Below are 17,808 nucleotides of genomic sequence, written 5' to 3'. Positions count from 1 at the left end.
GTCTGGGATCATGGGAGCCATGCCCTCCACCACCGTCCACCTGCTGCGCCACGGCCAGGTCGCGAACCCGGACCGCCTCGTCTACGGGCGGCTGCCGAACTACCACCTGACCGAGCTGGGGGCGCGGATGGCGGAGGCCGCCGCGGCCGAGCTGGCCGCCCGCGTGGGCGGGGGCTCGCGCATCGTCCACCTCGTCTCCTCGCCGCTGCTGCGCGCCCGGGAGACCGCGGCCCCCGTGGCCCGGGAGCTCGACCTGCCGGTGCACCCCGACGAGCGGATCATCGAGCCCCGCAACCACTTCGAGGGCCTGCACGTCGACGGCCCGGAGCTGCTCAAGCCCCGGCACTGGCCGCACCTGCTCAACCCCCTGCGCCCCTCGTGGGGCGAGCCCTACCGCCACCAGGTGGCCCGGATGGCCGAGGCCGTGCTCGACGCCGGGCGCACCGCCGTCGAGCGCGGCGGCGACGGCGCCGAGGCCGTGCTCGTCTCGCACCAGCTGCCCATCTGGCTCACCCGGCGCTCCGCCGAGGGCCGGCCCCTGCCGCACGACCCGCGCCGGCGCCGCTGCAATCTCGCCTCCCTCACCTCCCTCGTCTTCGACGACCTCGGCGCCGGGCGCCCGCCCCGGATCGTCTACAGCGAGCCCGCGGCCCGCTTCTACCCAGGGGTCAACCAGCTTCCCGGTTCATAATGACCGGGCGCCGCCGCCCTCCCGTCCCCTCCAGACCACCAGGTGATCCGTCCGTGAGCTCCCGCACCACGCCCTCCGCCCGCCCGTCCCGCCGCCGCGTCCTCTCGCTCGCCGGCCTCGGGGTCCTCGGGCTCGCCCTCGCCGGGTGCGCCGAGGAGGACTCGCTGGCCCAGCAGGCCAACTCCGGGGACCAGAAGGGCTACATCGCCGGGGACGGCACCGTCTCCGAGTACCCGGCGGGGGAGCGGGGCGAGCCCGTGCAGTTCTCCGGCACCCTCTTCGACGGCACCGAGCTCTCCGCCGAGGACCTGCGCGGCCGGCCCGTGCTGCTGAACTTCTGGTACGCGGGCTGCGCCCCGTGCCGGGTGGAGGCCCCGGACCTCAAGGAGCTCGCCCGGCGGTTCGACGGGCAGGCCGCGTTCTACGGGGTGAACCTGCGGGACGAGCGCCCCACCGCCGAGGCGTTCGAGCGCACCTTCGAGATCCCCTACCCCTCCTTCCGGGACAAGGACGGGGGCGTGCTGATGGCCCTGAGCGCGTACGTGCCCCCGCAGGCGGTGCCCACCACGCTGGTGCTCGACGCCGAGGGCCGGGTCGCCGCGCGCATCCTCGGGATCGCGGACCGCTCCGTGCTCGAGACCCTCCTCGAGGACACGGTGGCCGAGGCGGCATGACGTCCGGCAACCCCTTCGCCGAGATCGTCCTCGACGGCTCCCTCCTCGCCGCGCTGCCCGTGGCGCTGCTCGCCGGCCTCGTCTCCTTCGCCTCGCCGTGCGTGCTGCCCCTCGTGCCCGGCTACCTCGGCTACGTCACCGGCCTGACCGGCGCGGACCTCCAGGAGCAGCGCCGGGGCCGCGTGCTCGGCGGCATCCTGCTCTTCGTGCTGGGCTTCTCCGCCGTGTTCCTGCTGATGTCCGTCCTGCTGGCCCAGCTGGGCGCGTACGCGTGGTTCCTGGGCCAGAACTGGATCACCGTGCTCCTGGGCGCCCTCGTGGTCCTCATGGGCGTCGTCTTCCTCGGCGGGTTCTCCTTCTTCCAGCGCGACCGCAAGATCGAGCGCCGTCCCCCGCCCGGGCTGTGGGGCGCGCCCCTGCTCGGCGTGACCTTCGGCCTCGGCTGGGCCCCCTGCATCGGCCCCACCTTCGCCGCCGTGCAGGCCCTCGTCTACGTGGACGGCGCCTCGAGCGGCAAGGCGGCCGTCCTCACGGTCGCCTACTGCCTGGGCCTGGGCGTGCCCTTCGTCCTGCTGGCCCTGGCCCTGCGCCGCGGCATGGGCGCGATGGGCTTCTTCCGCCGCCACCGCCTCGCGATCCAGCGCGCCGGCGGCGGCCTGCTCGTCCTCGTGGGCCTGCTGATGATGACGGGTGCCTGGACGGCCCTCGTCTCCTGGATCCAGGCCGAGCTCGTCACCGACTGGGTGATGCCGATCTGAGCACCTCCGAGCCCCGCCCCGACACCGACACCAGAAAGGCCGGCATGAGCACCTCAGCGCCCCCGTCGTCGTCGGGCCCCTCGCCCGGGACGTCCCCGGAGCCTCCCCGGAAGGGGGAGCCCGGCGTCGAGCTGCCCTCCCTCGGCCCCCTCGGGATGCTCCGGTGGGCGTGGACGCAGCTCACCAAGATGAACACCGCGCTGTTCCTGCTGCTGCTGCTCGCCGTCGCCGCGGTCCCCGGCTCGGTCTTCCCGCAGCGGATCCAGGATCCCACGGCCGTCAGCGACTACATCGACAACAATCCCGTGCTCGGCGAGTGGCTGGACCGGCTGCAGCTGTTCGACGTGTTCTCCTCGGCGTGGTTCTCCGCGATCTACCTCCTGCTCTTCGTCTCCCTGGTCGGCTGCGTGCTGCCCCGCGCCGCCAAGCACTGGCGCGCGTGGCGGGCCCAGCCCCCGCGCACCCCGCGGCGGCTCGAGCGGCTGCCCGAGCACCGGGCGTTCGCCCTCGGCGGCCGCGACGGCGCCGCGGAACCGGCCCCGGACGAGGTCGTCGCCGACGCCGCCCGGCTGCTGAAGAAGCGCGGCTACCGGGTGGCCGTGCGGGACGCAGGGACCGCCGCGCCCTCCGTGGCCGCCGAGCGCGGGATGTGGAAGGAGGTCGGCAACGTCGTCTTCCACCTCGCGCTGCTGGGCGTGCTCGTGTCCGTGGCCGTCGGCTCCCTGTTCGGCTACAAGGGCCAGCGGGTGCTGGTGGAGGGCGAGTCCTTCGTCAACACCCTCATCGGCTACGACTCCTTCACCCCGGGCACCAACTACGACGCCGACTGGCTCGAGCCGTTCTCGCTGCGCCTGGACCGCTTCGAGGCCGAGTTCAACCGGGACACCACCGTCCCGCAGAACTACGGCGCCCCCCTGGACTTCACGGCCGAGGTCACCGTCCAGGACGAGCCCGGCGCGGAGCCGCGCCAGGAGGTCCTGAAGGTCAACCAGCCGGTCGAGGTGAACGGCGTGAAGTCCTACCTCGTGGGCAACGGCTACGCGCCGGTGGTCCGGGTGACCGACGGCAACGGGGACGTCGCCTTCGAGGGACCCGTGGTCACCATCCCCACGGACGGGGTGTACACCTCCTCGTTCGTGCTCAAGGTCCCGGACGCCCGCCCCGACCAGCTCGGCCTCGTGGGCCTGCTGCTGCCCACCGCCGTGGGGGAGGAGGGCACGATGCCCCGCTCCGTGGACCCCGGCCTGGCCAACCCGCAGCTGATCCTGTCCTCCTACTACGGGGACCTGGGCCTGGACTCGGGCGACCCGCAGAACGTGTTCGTGCTGGACGTCGAGCCGCTCACCGAGCTCAACGCCATGATGAGCTCCAACGGCGCGATCAAGCTGGACGGCGCCAACCGCACCTACGAGCTGCCCGAGGGCAAGGGCACGATCGAGTTCCTGGACGTCAAGCGCTACGTGGGCCTGGACATCCACTACGACCCGGGCAAGACCGGGGCGTTCGTGTCCTTCCTGGCGGCGTTCGCCGGCCTGCTGATGTCGATGTTCATCGCCCGCCGCCGCGTGTGGGTGCGGGCCGCGCGGGGCACCGACGACGACGGGCGCCCGACCACCGTCCTGGAGTACGGCCTGCTGGCCCGCGGCGAGGACCCGCGGCTGCACACCGAGGCGGAGCGGCTCGCCGAGCTGTGGACCGAGCAGTGGCAGTCCGCGGGCGTGCGCGAGACCGGTGGCGCCGGGCGCACCACGGCCACCGCGACCCCGGCCGGCACCCCGGCCGGGAACGAGTGAGAGGATAGCGGGCATGAACGTCAACGAGACCCTGGGCACCTGGAGCGAGCTGTTCATGCTCCTGGCCGCCATGACCTACCTGGTGAGCTTCGTGGCCTTCGCCTGGGACCTGGCGTCCCACTCCAAGGCCCTGCGGGGCGCCGAGGGCGCGGGCGAGCGCGAGCTGGTGGGCGCCGCGTCCGGCGGCGCCTCCCGCGGTGCGCCGGCGGGCGGGTCCGCCGACGACGCCGGGCGCGGCTTCCGCACGACCGCCCGCTCCGAGCTGGCCGGGCACGTGGCGGACGCCGAGATGCGCTACACCGGCGAGCGCCGCCCGGCGGCCCGCGTGGCGGTGGCCGTCATGGTCCTGGCCTTCGTGGTCCACGCCGCCGCGGTGGTCACCCGCGCCGTGGCCGCCGACCGGGTGCCGTGGGGCAACATGTACGAGTTCTGCACCAGCGGCGCGCTCGTCGTCGCCGGGGTGTACCTGGCCGCGCTGCTGGCCAAGGACCTGCGCTTCGTGGGCACCCTGGTCTCCGGGCTCGTGGTGATCATGCTGTGCGCGGCGACCATCGGCTTCCCCACCCCCGTGGGGCCGCTGCAGCCGGCGCTGCAGTCCTGGTGGCTCGTGATCCACGTGTCCATCGCCGTGGCCGCCTCCGGCATCTTCACCATCACGTTCGCCATGGCCGTGCTGCAGCTGCTGCAGGCGCACCGGGAGAGGGCCGTCCTGGCGGGCGAGCGGCCCGGCATGCCGTTCCTGCGCCTGGTGCCCTCCGCGCAGGCCCTGGAGAACCTGTCCTTCCGGCTCAACGCGGTGGGCTTCGCGTTCTGGACCTTCACGCTGGCGGCCGGCGCCATCTGGGCCGAGCAGGCCTGGGGCCGCTACTGGGGCTGGGACACCAAGGAGGTCTGGACCTTCGTGATCTGGGTGGTCTACGCGGCCTACATGCACGCCCGTGCCACCCGCGGGTGGACCGGCACCCGGTCGGCGTGGCTGTCGATCGTCGGCTACCTGTGCATCATCTTCAACTTCACCGTGGTCAACACGGTCTTCGCGGGCCTGCACTCCTACGCGGGGGTCTGACCCGGCGCCGCTCCTGCACGAACGGCCCGCACCCTCCGTGGGGTGCGGGCCGTTCCTGTGTCCGGGCGCCGGTCACCGGCCTCTCGGCCACCGGACTTTGGCCAACGGACTCTCGGCCGTCGGACGCCGGTCGCTCGCCTCTCAGGAGCCACCGGACGTCAGTCGCGGGGCGGGCGGTTGCTGTCCGAGGTGTCGTCCGGCAGGCCGTCGGCGGGGCCCTCGTCGGGCTCCTCGCCGAACTGCTGCCCGAACTCCTGCTCGAACTCCTTGTCGAAGTTCTTGTCGAAGTTCTTGTCGAGGTCCTTCTCGTGGTCCTTGTCCGAGTCTCCGGCGGGGGGCTTCCCGGAGCCGTCCCCCGGCCGGCCGGCGGCGCCGGACCCGCCGTTGCGCTTCAGCTGCTCCTCCCAGCGCCGCAGCTTCTCCGCCTGCTCCTTCTGCCGCCGGCGCTCCTCGAGGTTGCGCAGGAACTGGGGGTCGTCGTCGGGACCCCTGGGCCGCACGCTCCGGCCGCCCTCCCCGGATCCCTGGGGCCGGCCCAGGAACAGCCACAGGAGCGCGCCCAGGAGGGGGAGGAGGAGGATCACCGCGATCCACCCGCCCTTGCGCAGGCCGCGCATGTCGGCGCTGCTGGTGCGGGCGCACTCGATGAGGGAGTAGACGATGACGCCCACCGCCAAGGCGGCCGCACCGATGATGAGAATCGCTCTGCCCATGCCGTCAATCGTAGGGGAGTTGCCTGGACGCGGGCTCGGCGCTCGCTCCCAGCTGGGCTCAGTACACTGGGCGGGTGAATTTCCTCAAGTACTCCCTGCTCCGGCTGGCCGTCCTGGTGCTGGTCTTCCTGGTCTGCACGGCGCTGGACGTGGGGCTGATCCTGTCCGGGATCGCCGCGGTGGCCGTCTCCTTCGCGGTCTCCTACCTCTTCTTCCCGCGCCTGCACGCGGCCGCCGGCGAGGAGTTCCGCCGCTGGACCGCGCGGGCCCCGAAGCCCAGCAACCGGGTGGCCCTCGAGGACCAGGCGGTCGAGGACGCCTACGTGGACCGCAAGCTCCGTGAGGACGGCCGCGAGGTCTGAGCCCCTCGCCGTGACCGGCTCAACGGGCGGCCCGGCGACCGGCCCAGCGGCCGGCTCGTGACCGGCCCCGAGGCGGGATCAGCGGCCGGCTCGGCGGCCGCTCACAGCCACTGGCGCAGCAGCACCGCCAGCGCGAACAGCACGGCCCAGCCCACGTTGAGCACCCCGCACTGCTTGAGCACCGGGATGAGCTGGCGCCGGTCCTGCACCCGCAGCACCGTGGCGATCGGCGGCAGCGCCATCGGCACGAGCAGCAGCACGATCAGCATCCACGGGTTGTAGGGCACGAGGAACAGCACGAGCAGCAGCGCCACGGCGATCTCGGCGGCGAACACCACGCGCGCCATCGGGTCGCCCAGCCGCACGGCCAGGGTGCGCTTGCCGACCTCGCGGTCCGTGGGCAGGTCCCGGATGTTGTTGGCCATCAGCAGCGCGCAGGCGATGAGCCCCGTGGACAGCGCCCCGATCCAGGCCTCGAGGTTGAGGGTGCCCGCCTGGGTGAGGGTCGTGCCGAGCACGGCCACGAGGCCGAAGTAGACGAACACGAAGACGTCGCCCAGGCCCAGGTAGCCGTAGGGCACCCGCCCGCCGGTGTAGCCCCACGCGGCGAGCACGGCCGAGAGCCCCACGGGGATGAACCACCACTGCCGGCTCAGCACCACGAGCGCAGCCCCGGCCACGGCCGCGAGGCCGAAGCAGACCAGCGCGGCGGCCTTCACCTGGCCGGGCCGGGCGGCGCCGGAGCCGGTGAGGCGCAGGGGCCCCACGCGGTGGTCGTCCGTGCCCTTGACGCCGTCGGAGTAGTCGTTGGCGTAGTTCACGCCGATCTGCAGGAGCAGCGCCACCAGCAGGGCCAGCAGCGCGCGGACCGGCCCGAAGGAGTGCAGCGCCTGCGCCGCGGCGGAGCCGGCGAGGACCGGGGCGAGAGCCATGGGGAGGGTCCGGAGCCGGGCCCCCTCGATCCACTGTGCGGGCGTGGCCACGGGCTTACCTCCGGGGAAGAACGATGTCGCGCGGGACGCGGCCCGGCACGGGGGTGCGGGCGGGGATCATTGTTTCACGCCCGGGAGGACCGGGCTCAGCCCAGCAGCGCCGCGACCGCCGCCCGGTCCGGCTTACCCGTGGGCAGCAGCGGCAGCTCGTCCGGCCACGCCCAGCGGCGGGGGACCGCGGCGGCGCCGTGCTCGCCGCGCACCGTCTCGGCCAGCTCCGCGCGCAGCGCCTCCCGGTCGGCGCCGGGGACCGCGACGACCGCCGCGCCCACCGCCTGGCCCCACTCGGGGTCCGGCACGCCCAGCACCAGGGCCTGGCGCACCGCGGGGTGGCGCAGCAGCGCCGCCGTGACCAGGCCCGCGGAGACCTTGACCCCACCCGTGTTCACGACGTCGTCGACCCGCCCGTGCACGCTCAGCACGCCCTCCGGGGACAGCTCGCCGAGGTCGTCGGTGCGGTACCAGCGCGTGCCCCCGGCATCCCGGAAGTGCCGCGCGGTCTGCTCCGGGTCCCCGGCGTAGCCCGCGGCGACGACGGCGCCGCCCAGCCAGATCCGGCCCGGGCCCGCGGGGCGCGGGGCGCCGGGAGCCGGGGCGTCGTCGTCCGCGCCGGGCGCCCCGATGCGCACGGCCACCCCGTCGAGGGGCACGCCGTCGTAGACGCACCCGCCGCAGGTCTCGGACATCCCGTAGGTGGTGACCACGTTGACGTCGGCCTCCCGGGCCGCCCGCAGCAGCGCGGGGGGGGCCGCGGAGCCGCCCAGCAGCACCGCCTGGAAGCTCTTCAGCGCGGCCACGGCGTCCCCGTCGCGCGGCCCCGAGGCGGGCTGCAGGATCCGCTGCAACTGGGTGGGGACGAGCGAGGCGAACCGCACGGGGTCCTTCATCTCCTGGACGGCCGCGGCGAACGCCCCGGGGGTGAAGCGCGCCGCGGGGTCGAGCACCTCGGGCGTGGTGCCCGCGTAGAGGGAGCGCACGAGCACCTGCAGGCCCGCCACGTGGTGGGCCGGGAGCGCGAGCAGCCACTGCCCCACGCCGCCGGTGCGCACGGCGGTGGCCAGCGAGGACGCGGCCAGGGCGTCCGTGGTGAGGACGGTCCGCTTCGCCCGGCCGGTGGACCCGGACGTGCGCACCACGACGGCGGGACCCTCCCGGCCCAGCGCCCGGGTCAGCCGGGGCAGCAGGTCGAGGGGGTCGCCGGCGAGGGGCCCGTCGAGGACCACGGCGTCGTCGGGGACGTGCAGCTCGGCCATCCCGGCCCTCCTCCTCGCCCGGCTCAGAAGTAGTAGGGGAAGCCGGACCAGTCCGGGTCGCGCTTGCCCAGGAACGCGTCCCGGCCCTCCACGGCCTCGTCGGTCATGTACGCCATGCGGGTGGCCTCGCCGGCGAAGACCTGCTGGCCCACCATGCCGTCGTCCGGCAGGTTGAACGCGAACTTCAGCATCCGGATCGCCTGCGGGGACTGCGCCGCGACGTCCCGGGCGTAGCCGATGGCGGTGGCCTCCAGCTCGGCGTGCGGGACCACCTCGTTGACGGCGCCCATCGCGCGCATCCGCTCGGCGTCGTACTCGCGGGCCAGGAAGAAGATCTCGCGGGCGGCCTTCTGCCCCACCTGCCGGGCGAGCAGCGCGGAGCCGTAGCCGGCGTCGAAGGAGCCCACGGTGGCGTCGGTCTGCTTGAACCGCCCGTGCTCGCGGGAGGCGATCGTGAGATCGCAGACCACGTGCAGCGAGTGCCCGCCGCCCGCGGCCCACCCGGAGACCGCCGCGATGACGACCTTCGGCATGGTGCGGATCAGCCGCTGCACCTCGAGGATGTGCAGCCGGCCGGCGCGAGCGGGGTCGATGGACTCGGCGGTCTCGCCCTCCGCGTACCGGTAGCCGTCGCGGCCGCGGACGCGCTGGTCCCCGCCGGAGCAGAAGGCCCAGCCGCCGTCCTTCGGGGAGGGGCCGTTGCCGGTGAGGATCACCGCGCCCACATCGGAGCTCATCCGGGCGTGGTCGAGCGTGCGGTAGAGCTCGTCCACGGTGCCGGGCCGGAAGGCGTTGCGGACCTCGGGGCGGTGGAAGGCGATCCGCACCCACGGCAGGTCCCGCACGACGGCACCGTCCGCGTCGCGCTCCACGCCGCGGTGGTAGGTGATGTCCCTCAGGTCCTCGAAGCCGTCGACCGTCCGCCACTGGGCCGGGTCGAAGATCTCCGAGACGCGCTCGGGCAGGTCGGTGGGGTGCTGTGCCGGTTCGCTCACGCCTCCGAGTCTACGACGGCTCGCGCTCCGGGATCCTGCCGGCCGGGCCGCGCGCCGGCCTGATCGCGGGCCCGTGCGGCGAGGGGTCGCATGCTGCCGCCATCCGTCGCGCATTCCGGCGGATGCCGACCCCTCGGCGCGGTGGCCGGGCTGGTCGGGACCCCTCGGCGCGGCCGCCGGGCCGATCGCGGCCCCTCGGGCACCGCGCCGGGCCGCAGCCGCCGGTGAGACACTGGAGCGGTGAGCCCCACCCCCTTCGACCTCGCCCGGATCGGCGCCGGCCTGCCCGTCGCCGGCGTGCTCGACGACCTCCGCGCGGCGCTGGCCGGCGGGACCGCCGTGGTCCAGGCCCCGCCCGGCAGCGGCAAGACCACGCTGGTGCCCCCGCTCGTGGCCGACCTCCTGCACGGGCGCGGAGGCGCCGGCCGCGTGGTCGTCACCCAGCCGCGCCGGGTCGCCGCACGCTCCGCCGCCCGTCGGCTGGCCCACCTGGCCGGCACCGGCGTCGGCGACCTCGTGGGCCACACCGTCCGCGGGGACCGGCGCACCGGCGCGCGCACCCTCGTCGAGTTCGTCACCCCCGGCGTCCTCCTGCGCCGGCTCCTGCAGGACCCGGAGCTGCCCGGCGTGGGCGCCGTGGTCCTCGACGAGGTCCACGAGCGCGGCCTCGAGTCCGACCTGCTGGTCGGCATGCTCGCCGACGTCCGGCAGCTGCGCGAGGACCTCGTGCTCGTCGCCATGTCCGCGACCCTGGACGCCCCGCGCTTCGCCGCCCTGCTGGGCGACGGCGCCCCGGCCCCGGTCGTCGACTGCCCCGCGGCCCTCCACCCGCTCACGGTCCGGTGGACGCCCGCACCCGGCCGGCGCACGGACGAGCGCGGGGTGACCCGGGAGTTCCTCGACCACGTCGCCCGGACCGCGGCCGCCGCCCACGCCGAGGCCCTGGCCCGGGACGCCGCCACGGACGCCCTCGTCTTCGTGCCCGGGGCCTGGGAGGTCGCCCAGGTCGCAGGGCGGCTGCGGGAGCGGGTCCGCGGCGTCGAGGTGCTCGAGCTGCACGGGCGGGTCGAGCCGGCCGAGCAGGACCGTGCCACCGCCGGGAGGGGGCCCGGCGAGCCGCCCCGCGTCGTCGTCTCGACCTCCCTCGCGGAGTCGTCGCTGACCGTGCCCGGCGTGCGCCTGGTCGTGGACTCGGGCCTGTCCCGCGAGCCCCGGCGCGACGCCGGCCGCGGCATGACCGGCCTCGTCACCGTGGCCGCGTCCCGCGCCTCGGCCGAGCAGCGCGCCGGCCGGGCCGCCCGCCTCGGCCCCGGCGAGGTGGTGCGCTGCTACGACGAGCGGACGTGGGCCGCGATGCCCGCCCACCTCACCCCCGAGCTGGCCGCCGCCGACCTCACGGGCGCCGTCCTCCTGCTCGCCTGCTGGGGCGCCCCGGGCGGCCGGGGCATGTCCCTGCCCGACCCGCTGCCGGCGGGGGCCCTGGCCGACGCGGTCGAGGTCCTGCACGGCCTCGGCGCCCTCGACGAGGACGGCCGTGCCACGGCCACCGGCCGGCTGCTCGCCCGGGTGCCCGTCGACCCCCGGCTGGCCCGCGGTCTGCTGGACGGCGCCCGGACGGTCGGGGCCCGCACCGCGGCCGAGGTGGTCGCCATGGTCTCGGACGACCACCGCCCGCCCGGAGGGGACCTGGCGCGGCTGCTCGCCGACCTGCGCTCGGGCCGCGCCCCGGGCGCCCGCCGCTGGGCCGACGAGGCGCGGCGCCTCCGCGCGATCGCCGAGGAACTCCCCGCGACGGCCCCGGCCGGGGCCCCTCCCGCCGCCGGCGGCGCCCCGCCGGCGGAGACGGCCGCGGGCGCCGTCGTCGCCCTCGCCCTGCCCGACCGGATCGCCCGGAAGGTGGGGGACACCTACCTGCTCGCCTCCGGCACGCGCGCCGGGCTGCCGGCGGGCAGCGCCCTCGCCGGCCACGAGTGGCTGGCGGTCGCCGACGTCACCCGCGCGGCGGGGCGGGCCGCCGCCGGCACCGGTGCCGTGATCCGTGCCGCGGCGGCCATCGACCGGGCCGTCGCCGAGCGCAGCGCCGAGCACCTCCTGAGCGACGAGGTGCGGGCCAGCTTCGACGCGGGGCGCGTCACCGCCCGCCGGGTCCGGGCGCTCGGGGCCGTGGAGCTGTCCGCCACCCCCGTGCGCCCCACCCCGGCGGCGGCCCGGGGAGCCGTGCGGGCCGCCGTCGCGGACCGGGGCCTCGACCTCCTCGGCTGGTCCGCGGCGGCCGACCAGCTCCGCCGCAGGCTGGCCCTGCTCCACCACCACCTCGGGGACCCGTGGCCGGACGTGGGCGACGACGCGCTCCTCGCGCGGCTCGACGAGTGGCTCGCGCCGGAGCTCGACGCCCTCGCCGACGGCGCCCGGACCGCCCGCACCGACCTCACGGACCCCCTGCGCCGGCTGCTGCCCTGGCCCGAGGCCGCCCGGCTCGACGGGCTCGCCCCGGAGCGCCTGGGCGTGGCCAGCGGCTCGCGGGTGCGGATCTCCTACCCCGCCGCCGACGACCCCGGCGGCCGGCCCGTGGTGAGCGTCAAGCTGCAGGAGTGCTTCGGGTGGGCCGCGTCCCCGGCGGTGGCCGACGGGCGGGTGCCCATCCTCTTCCACCTGCTCTCCCCGGCCGGCCGGCCGCTCGCGGTCACCGACGACCTCGCGTCGTTCTGGTCGGGGCCCTACGCGCAGGTGCGCGCCGAGATGCGCGGGCGCTACCCGAAGCACCCGTGGCCGGAGGACCCGTGGACGGCGCCCGCCACCGCCCGGACCAAGCGGCGCGCCTGAGCCGCCCCGCGCGGGTGGTGCGGCGCTGTGATCTGCGTTACCATGGTGTTACCGCACCTGCCGATGCGCGTCTATCCAGCACGCACGGACCGGCTCGCCCACCTTGCGACCCCCGGCCCGAGGCACGGACCCGACGGACCCCCGCGACGCGATCGTTCCCGCGGGCCGTCGCCGGTCACGGTTCCGCCGAGGAGCACCCGCCCCAGATCTCGGGCGCCCCGGCACGCACCCGCACTGCTTCACGCAGCACCACACGGAACAGGTACGCACTCATGACTGCCACCTCGATCGAGTCCACCTCGACGACCACCGCCCCGACCACCTCCTCCCTGCCGCTGGTCCCCCAGGTCGCAGCCCCCGCGGTCGGCCCGGAGCTCGCCCGCTCCTGGCTGCTCGTCAACGGCGCCCAGGCCGAGCGTTTCGCGGTGGCGAAGGCAAGCGCGGCGGACGTCGTCGTCCTGGACATCGAGGACTCGGTCGCGCCCAAGGACAAGGGGCGTGCCCGCCGCAACGTCATCAGCTGGCTCGACGACCAGGACGAGCACGGCGTGCAGAACCGGGCGTGGGTCCGGGTCAACGGCTTCGGCACCCAGTGGTGGGAGGAGGACCTCCGCGCCCTCGCCGGCGTCCGCGGCCTCGAGGGGGTCATGCTCGCGATGGTGGAGTCCCCGGAGCACGTCACCCGCACCGCGGAGCTGCTCAAGGACACGAAGATCGTCGCGCTCGTGGAGACCGCCCGCGGGGTGCAGAACCTGCAGGCGATCGCCGGCGCCCGCTCCACCTACCGGCTCGGCTTCGGGCTCGGCGACTTCCGCCGCGACACCGGCTTCGGCGAGAGCCCGATGACGCTGGCCTACACCCGCTCGCAGTTCACCATCGCCTCCCGCGCGGCCAACCTGCCCGGCCCGATCGACGGCCCGGCCGTCGGCGCGCTCGGCCCCAAGCTGGCCGAGGCCACGGGGGTGACCCTGGAGTTCGGGATGACCGGCAAGCTGTGCCTGATGCCCGAGCAGACCGCCACGGTCAACGAGGGCCTGAGCCCGTCCCTGTCCGAGATGTCCTGGGCCACCGAGTTCCTGCAGGAGTTCGACGCCGACGGCGGGGAGATCCGCAACGGCTCCGACCTGCCCCGGCTCGCCCGCGCCAGGAAGATCCTGGGCCTGGCCAACGCTTTCGGCCTGACCGTCCCCGAGGGCTACGACGTCCACTTCGAGGCGCCGACCGACACGTACCACTGCTGATCCGGTGGTGAGGGGCCGCCCCGGCCCCGTCTCGCGTGGCAGCGCACCCCCTGCCCGCGCGTTCCGAGGACCGGTGGGCGCCGTGCAGACACGGCGCCCACCGGTCCTTCCGTGCCCGGCCCGGGTGGCGCAGGATGGAGTCGGGCGGAGCGCCCGTCGCCGAACCGGAGGAGCCCCTGTGTCCGAGTCCACCCCCGCGGTCGCCGCCCGCTCGAAGATCGGCGTGGTCGGCGCCGGCTCCGTGGGCACGTCCCTCGCCTACGCCGCCCTGATCCGGGGCGCGGCCCGGGACGTCGCTCTCTACGACCTCAACCCCGACAAGGTCCGGGCCGAGGCCCTCGACCTCGCCCACGGCACCATGTTCACGCCCGGGTCCCGGGTGACGGGCTCCGACGACGTCGCGGTGCTCGCCGGCTCCGACGTCGTGCTGATCACCGCCGGGGCCAAGCAGAGGCCCGGGCAGACCCGGATGGACCTCGCCGGGGCCAACGCCGCCATCCTAGAGGGCCTCCTGCCCCGGCTGCTCGAGCAGGCGCCCGACGCCGTCTACGTGCTGGTGACCAATCCGTGCGACGTGCTCACGGTGGTCGCGCAGCGCATCAGCGGCCTGCCGTCGTCCCGGGTCCTGGCCTCCGGCACGGTGCTGGACACCTCCCGCCTGCGCTGGCTGCTGGCCGAGGAGGGCGGGGTGTCCACCACCAGCGTGCACGCGACCATCGTGGGGGAGCACGGGGACAGCGAGTTCCCGCTGTGGTCGAGCGCCAACATCGGCCAGGTCCCGCTGCGCGAGTGGAGCGTGGACGGGCGGCGCCCCTTCACGGAGGAGCGGCTCGCGCAGCTCACCGACCAGGTGGTCAACGCCGCCTACACCGTGATCGCCGGCAAGGGCGCCACCAACTACGCGATCGGCCTGGCCGGGGTGCGCGTGGCCGAGGCGGTGATCGGCGACGAGCACGCCGTCCTGCCGGTGTCCACGGTGCTCGAGGACTACCGCGGGATCAGCGGGGTGGCCCTGTCCGTGCCCTCGGTCGTGGCGCGGCAGGGCGTCGTCGAGCTCCTGCGGGTGCCCATGGACGCCCAGGAGCTGACGCTGCTCCACCGCTCCGCGGAGGCCATCCGGCGGACGCTGGAGACGATCGGCCACTGAGCGCGCCGGCGCCCGGAGGCCGGCTGCCGGGAGGACCGGTGACGACAGGGACCGGTGGCCCGTCCCTGCAGGGACGGGCCACCGGTCGTCGGGGGAGGGATCGGCGGATCAGGCCCCGGCCTTGGCCGCCTTCATCTCGTCCTCGGCGGCGTGCGCCAGGCGCACCGCGGCGTCGAACTCGCGCTCGATGTCCTCGTCGCGCCGGTAGGTGAGCAGCGACACGACGATCGCGGCCACGGTGCTGACGACGAAGCCGGGGATGATCTCGTAGAGATCGGCCCACGGGGTCGTGGTCCACACGAACACGGTGACCGCGCCCAGGATCATGCCGGTGATGGCGCCCGCGTTCGTGAGCTTGCGCCAGAACAGGGACAGGATCACGATCGGGCCGAAGGAGGCGCCGAAGCCGGCCCACGCGAAGGCCACCAGGCCGAGGATCGTGTTGTTCTGCTCCCAGGCCAGGACGGTGGCCACGAGGGCGACCAGGCCGACGCCCGCACGGCCCATCCACACCTGCTTGCGCTCCGACGGGGGCCGCTTGACGGTCAGCTTGTACAGGTCCTCCACCAGGGCGGAGGAGGAGACGATGAGCTGGGAGGACACCGTGGACATGATCGCCGCGAGCACGGCGGCCAGGACGAAGCCGGCGATGACCGGGTGGAAGAACACCTGCGCCAGGTCCAGGAACACGGACTCGGGGTCGGTGGGGGACTCGTCCGGGCGGTTGCCGTAGTAGGCGATGCCCACGAGCGCCGTGGCGATGGCGCCGAGCACGCTGAGGATCATCCAGGAGAGCCCGATCCGGCGGCCCTGCTTGGCGTCCGCGGGGGAGCGCATGGCCATGAAGCGGACGATGATGTGCGGCTGGCCGAAGTAGCCCAGGCCCCACGCGAGCGCGGAGATGACGCCGACCGCGGTGGCGCCCGACACGAGGGACAGGGCGTCGGGGTTGACGGCCGTGATCCGCTCCGCCATCGGGCCGAAGCCCCCGACGTTGATCACGCCGACGATCGGCACGAGCAGCAGGGCCGCGAACATCAGCAGGCCCTGGGCGACGTCGGTGTAGGTGGCGCCGAGGAACCCGCCGAAGAGCGTGTACGAGATGGTCACGGCGACGACCAGCAGCATGCCCACGTGGTACGTCGAGCCGAAGGAGGACTGGAAGAAGAGCCCGCCCGCGACCATGCCGGACGAGACGTAGAACGTGAAGAACACCAGAATGATGAGCCCGGAGACGATCCGCAGGAGCCGCGACCCGCCCTTGAGGCGGTTGTCCAGGAAGGAGGGGATGGTGATCGAGTTGTGGGAGACCTCGGTGTAGGAGCGCAGCCGCGGGGCGATGAACTTCCAGTTCACCCAGGCACCGACGGTCAGGCCGATGGCGATCCACGCCTCCACCAGACCCGACACGTAGACCGCGCCCGGCAGGCCCAGGAGGAGCCAGCCCGACATGTCGGAGGCGCCGGCGCTGAGGGCCGCCACGCCCGGCTTGAGGTTGCGCCCGCCGAGCATGTAGTCGTCGAGGTTCTTGGTCCTGCTGTTGGCGTACAGCCCGATCGCGATCATGCCGGCGAAGTAGATGACGATCGCGATCGTCTGGGATATCTCTTGGGTCATGGCGTCCTTTCCGCCCGGCGCCGGCCCGGTGGAGCGCAGCGGCCAGGGGGATGGGAGGGACAAAGGTCCCGGTCAACTGTACGCCCGCCCCCGGCGTGTTGCCAGCTTCGGAGGGGGTGTCCCGCCGGTCGCGTGGGCGGCTCAGGCGTCGTCGTGCGCCTGGAGGAACTCGTACACCTCGCGCTCGTCGACGCCGGGGAAGGCGCCCTCGGGCAGGGCCGCGAGCACGTGGGACTGGGCGCGGGTGTTCGGCCAGGCGTGCCCCGCCCAGACCCGGCTGAGTTCCTCCGGCGGCCGCCGGCAGCAGGAGGGGTCCGGACAGGTGGAGACGGTCCGGTGCGGGGTGTCGCGGCCGCGGAACCAGCGGGCGTCGGTGAACGCGACGCCCACGCCGATCGAGAACGCGCCCTGGCTCGAGAGCTCCGTGCGGGTGGAGCACCAGAAGGTCCCGGACGGGGTGTCCGTGTACTGGGCGAACGCCGTGAACTGGTTGGGCTGGTCGAACACCGTCCGCCCGGACCACTTCCGGCACGAGATCTGGCCCTCGATCGCGCCGGTGTGGTCCATGGGGAAGACCAGACCGTTGTTCTCGTACGCCTTGTGGATCACTCCGGAGGAGTCGACCTTGTGGAAGTGCGTCCGGATGCCCAGGTGCCGGGTCGCCAGGTTCGTGAAGCGGTGCCCGGCCGTCTCGTGCGAGACCGCGAACCGGTCCTTGAGGTCCTCCAGGAAAAGATCGCGGTTCTTCTTCGCCTCCGTGAGGAAGGGGACGGTCTTGTCCTCGGGCAGCATGACGGCCGCCGCGAAGTAGTTCGCCTGCACCCGCTGGAACAGGAACTCGGCGTAGTCCTTGGGCGGCTCGTGGCCGAGCACCTGGTGGCCCACGGCCTGGAGGAGCACGGCGCGGGGGTCGTGGTCGGCGCGCGGGCTCTGCACCAGGTAGATCCGCTTGTTGAGCAGGTCCGTGACGGAGCGGGTGGAGTGGGGCAGGTCGGTGACGTGGTGGATGCTGTAGCCGAGCTTGCCCACCATCTCGGAGATCGTCGAGTTGGACACCGGCCCCGAGGAGTAGCCGCCGAGCGTCAGCAGCTGCTTCGCGGCCTGCTCCAGGTCCGGGAAGTAGTTGTCCTGCTCCCGCATCAGCCGCCGGAGCTGCACGTTGGCGCGGCGGGCCTCCTCCGGGGTGGCCGAGTTCTTCTCGAGCGCCTGCGCGAGCTTCTCCTGCAGGGCCACGAGCGCCTCGAGCACCTCGGTGGACAGCGCCGAGCTGACGCGGACCGTGGGCAGGCCCAGCTGCTCGTAGAAGGGGGAGCGCTGGGTGCGCTCGAGCTGGATCTCCAGCGCCTCGCGCCGGTTGGCGGGCGCGGCGCCGAGCAGGGCGTCCACGCTGGTGCCCAGCACCTCCGCCAGCCGCCGCAGCAGGCTCAGCCGGGGCTCGCGCCGGCCGTTCTCGATCACGGACAGCTGCGACGTGGCCGTGCCCGCGCGCTCGGCGAGCTCCGCGAGGGTCAGCCCCCGCTCCTTGCGCAGCGAGCGGATCCGCCGGCCCAGGCCGATCAGATCGGCAGCCCCGCCCTGCTCGGTCGACGTCGGTTCCTCGTGGCCCCAGGCGCTGGTCGTCATTTCTTCACCATACGTGAAAAAACGGAAAAGTTCACCGGGAAATATGGGGTCCGGACGCCC

General features: G+C 74.3%; 15 protein-coding genes. 9 read left to right on the top strand and 6 right to left on the bottom strand.

The features are described 5' to 3' along the window. Positions 1-19: 19 nt before the first annotated feature. From IEW07_RS08815 to ccsB, 5 genes are read left to right on the top strand one after another with little or no spacing between them, the layout of a single operon-like run. Positions 20-691: a histidine phosphatase family protein gene (locus tag IEW07_RS08815; protein WP_188536337.1), complete on the top strand. Its 672-nt coding sequence runs from the start codon at positions 20-22 to the stop codon at positions 689-691. Between the two features lie 53 nt (positions 692-744). Further along, on the top strand, positions 745-1,365 hold the full coding sequence (locus IEW07_RS08810) for a TlpA family protein disulfide reductase (RefSeq protein ID WP_188536335.1): 621 nt from the start codon (positions 745-747) through the stop codon (positions 1,363-1,365). After that, a complete protein-coding gene (locus IEW07_RS08805) occupies positions 1,362-2,123 on the top strand; it encodes a cytochrome c biogenesis CcdA family protein (protein ID WP_188536333.1) in 762 nt (253 codons plus the stop codon). Before IEW07_RS08810 ends, IEW07_RS08805 begins: the two co-directional genes overlap by 4 nt. 44 nt (positions 2,124-2,167) lie before the next feature. Further along, positions 2,168-3,916: a cytochrome c biogenesis protein ResB gene (gene resB / locus IEW07_RS08800; RefSeq protein ID WP_188536332.1), complete on the top strand. Its 1,749-nt coding sequence runs from the start codon at positions 2,168-2,170 to the stop codon at positions 3,914-3,916. 13 nt (positions 3,917-3,929) lie between these two features. Continuing rightward, entirely contained in the window at positions 3,930-4,982 is a 1,053-nt protein-coding gene (gene ccsB, locus IEW07_RS08795) for a c-type cytochrome biogenesis protein CcsB (protein ID WP_188536330.1), read from the top strand. 158 nt (positions 4,983-5,140) lie between these two features. Here the strand turns inward: ccsB and IEW07_RS08790 are convergent, their stop codons facing one another. Next, the gene (locus tag IEW07_RS08790; protein ID WP_188536328.1) at positions 5,141-5,695 is read right to left on the bottom strand and encodes a PLDc N-terminal domain-containing protein; all 555 of its coding nucleotides are present in this window, start codon (positions 5,693-5,695) and stop codon (positions 5,141-5,143) included. Between the two features lie 74 nt (positions 5,696-5,769). Between IEW07_RS08790 and IEW07_RS08785 the strand changes: the two genes are divergently transcribed. Further along, a complete protein-coding gene (locus IEW07_RS08785) occupies positions 5,770-6,057 on the top strand; it encodes a DUF4229 domain-containing protein (RefSeq protein WP_188536326.1) in 288 nt (95 codons plus the stop codon). A gap of 101 nt (positions 6,058-6,158) precedes the next feature. On the opposite strand, the gene IEW07_RS08780 is transcribed toward IEW07_RS08785, so the two are convergent. The 3 genes from IEW07_RS08780 to IEW07_RS08770 all read right to left on the bottom strand — a co-directional run bounded on the left by IEW07_RS08780 (position 6,159) and on the right by IEW07_RS08770 (position 9,297). Next, complete coding sequence (locus IEW07_RS08780; protein WP_188536324.1) at positions 6,159-7,040, bottom strand: 1,4-dihydroxy-2-naphthoate polyprenyltransferase; 882 nt, start codon at positions 7,038-7,040, stop codon at positions 6,159-6,161. 95 nt (positions 7,041-7,135) lie between these two features. Beyond that, on the bottom strand, positions 7,136-8,302 hold the full coding sequence (locus IEW07_RS08775) for an AMP-binding protein (protein ID WP_188536322.1): 1,167 nt from the start codon (positions 8,300-8,302) through the stop codon (positions 7,136-7,138). 23 nt (positions 8,303-8,325) lie between these two features. Continuing rightward, the gene (locus IEW07_RS08770; protein ID WP_188536319.1) at positions 8,326-9,297 is read right to left on the bottom strand and encodes a 1,4-dihydroxy-2-naphthoyl-CoA synthase; all 972 of its coding nucleotides are present in this window, start codon (positions 9,295-9,297) and stop codon (positions 8,326-8,328) included. Between the two features lie 240 nt (positions 9,298-9,537). On the opposite strand from IEW07_RS08770, the gene hrpB reads away from it, so the two are divergent. The 3 genes from hrpB to IEW07_RS08755 all read left to right on the top strand — a co-directional run bounded on the left by hrpB (position 9,538) and on the right by IEW07_RS08755 (position 14,508). After that, a complete protein-coding gene (gene hrpB / locus IEW07_RS08765) occupies positions 9,538-12,120 on the top strand; it encodes an ATP-dependent helicase HrpB (protein WP_188536317.1) in 2,583 nt (860 codons plus the stop codon). 272 nt (positions 12,121-12,392) lie between these two features. Continuing rightward, entirely contained in the window at positions 12,393-13,361 is a 969-nt protein-coding gene (locus IEW07_RS08760) for an HpcH/HpaI aldolase/citrate lyase family protein (RefSeq protein WP_229741677.1), read from the top strand. 178 nt (positions 13,362-13,539) lie between these two features. Next, positions 13,540-14,508, top strand: coding sequence for an L-lactate dehydrogenase (locus IEW07_RS08755; RefSeq protein WP_188536315.1), 969 nt, complete (start codon positions 13,540-13,542; stop codon positions 14,506-14,508). Positions 14,509-14,616: 108 nt separating this feature from the next. Here IEW07_RS08755 and putP read toward each other — a convergent pair whose 3' ends face one another. Both putP and IEW07_RS08745 read right to left on the bottom strand, forming a co-directional pair. Next, positions 14,617-16,125, bottom strand: a complete 1,509-nt coding sequence (gene putP, locus IEW07_RS08750; protein ID WP_188536313.1) for a sodium/proline symporter PutP — start codon at positions 16,123-16,125, stop codon at positions 14,617-14,619. A 141-nt stretch (positions 16,126-16,266) separates the two neighbouring features. Then, a complete protein-coding gene (locus tag IEW07_RS08745; RefSeq protein WP_188536311.1) occupies positions 16,267-17,748 on the bottom strand; it encodes a helix-turn-helix domain-containing protein in 1,482 nt (493 codons plus the stop codon). Positions 17,749-17,808: the final 60 nt, after the last annotated feature.

The organism is Kocuria dechangensis (assembly GCF_014636775.1).
Classification (GTDB): domain Bacteria; phylum Actinomycetota; class Actinomycetes; order Actinomycetales; family Micrococcaceae; genus Kocuria; species Kocuria dechangensis.
This window is presented reverse-complemented; position numbering and strand designations above follow the sequence as displayed.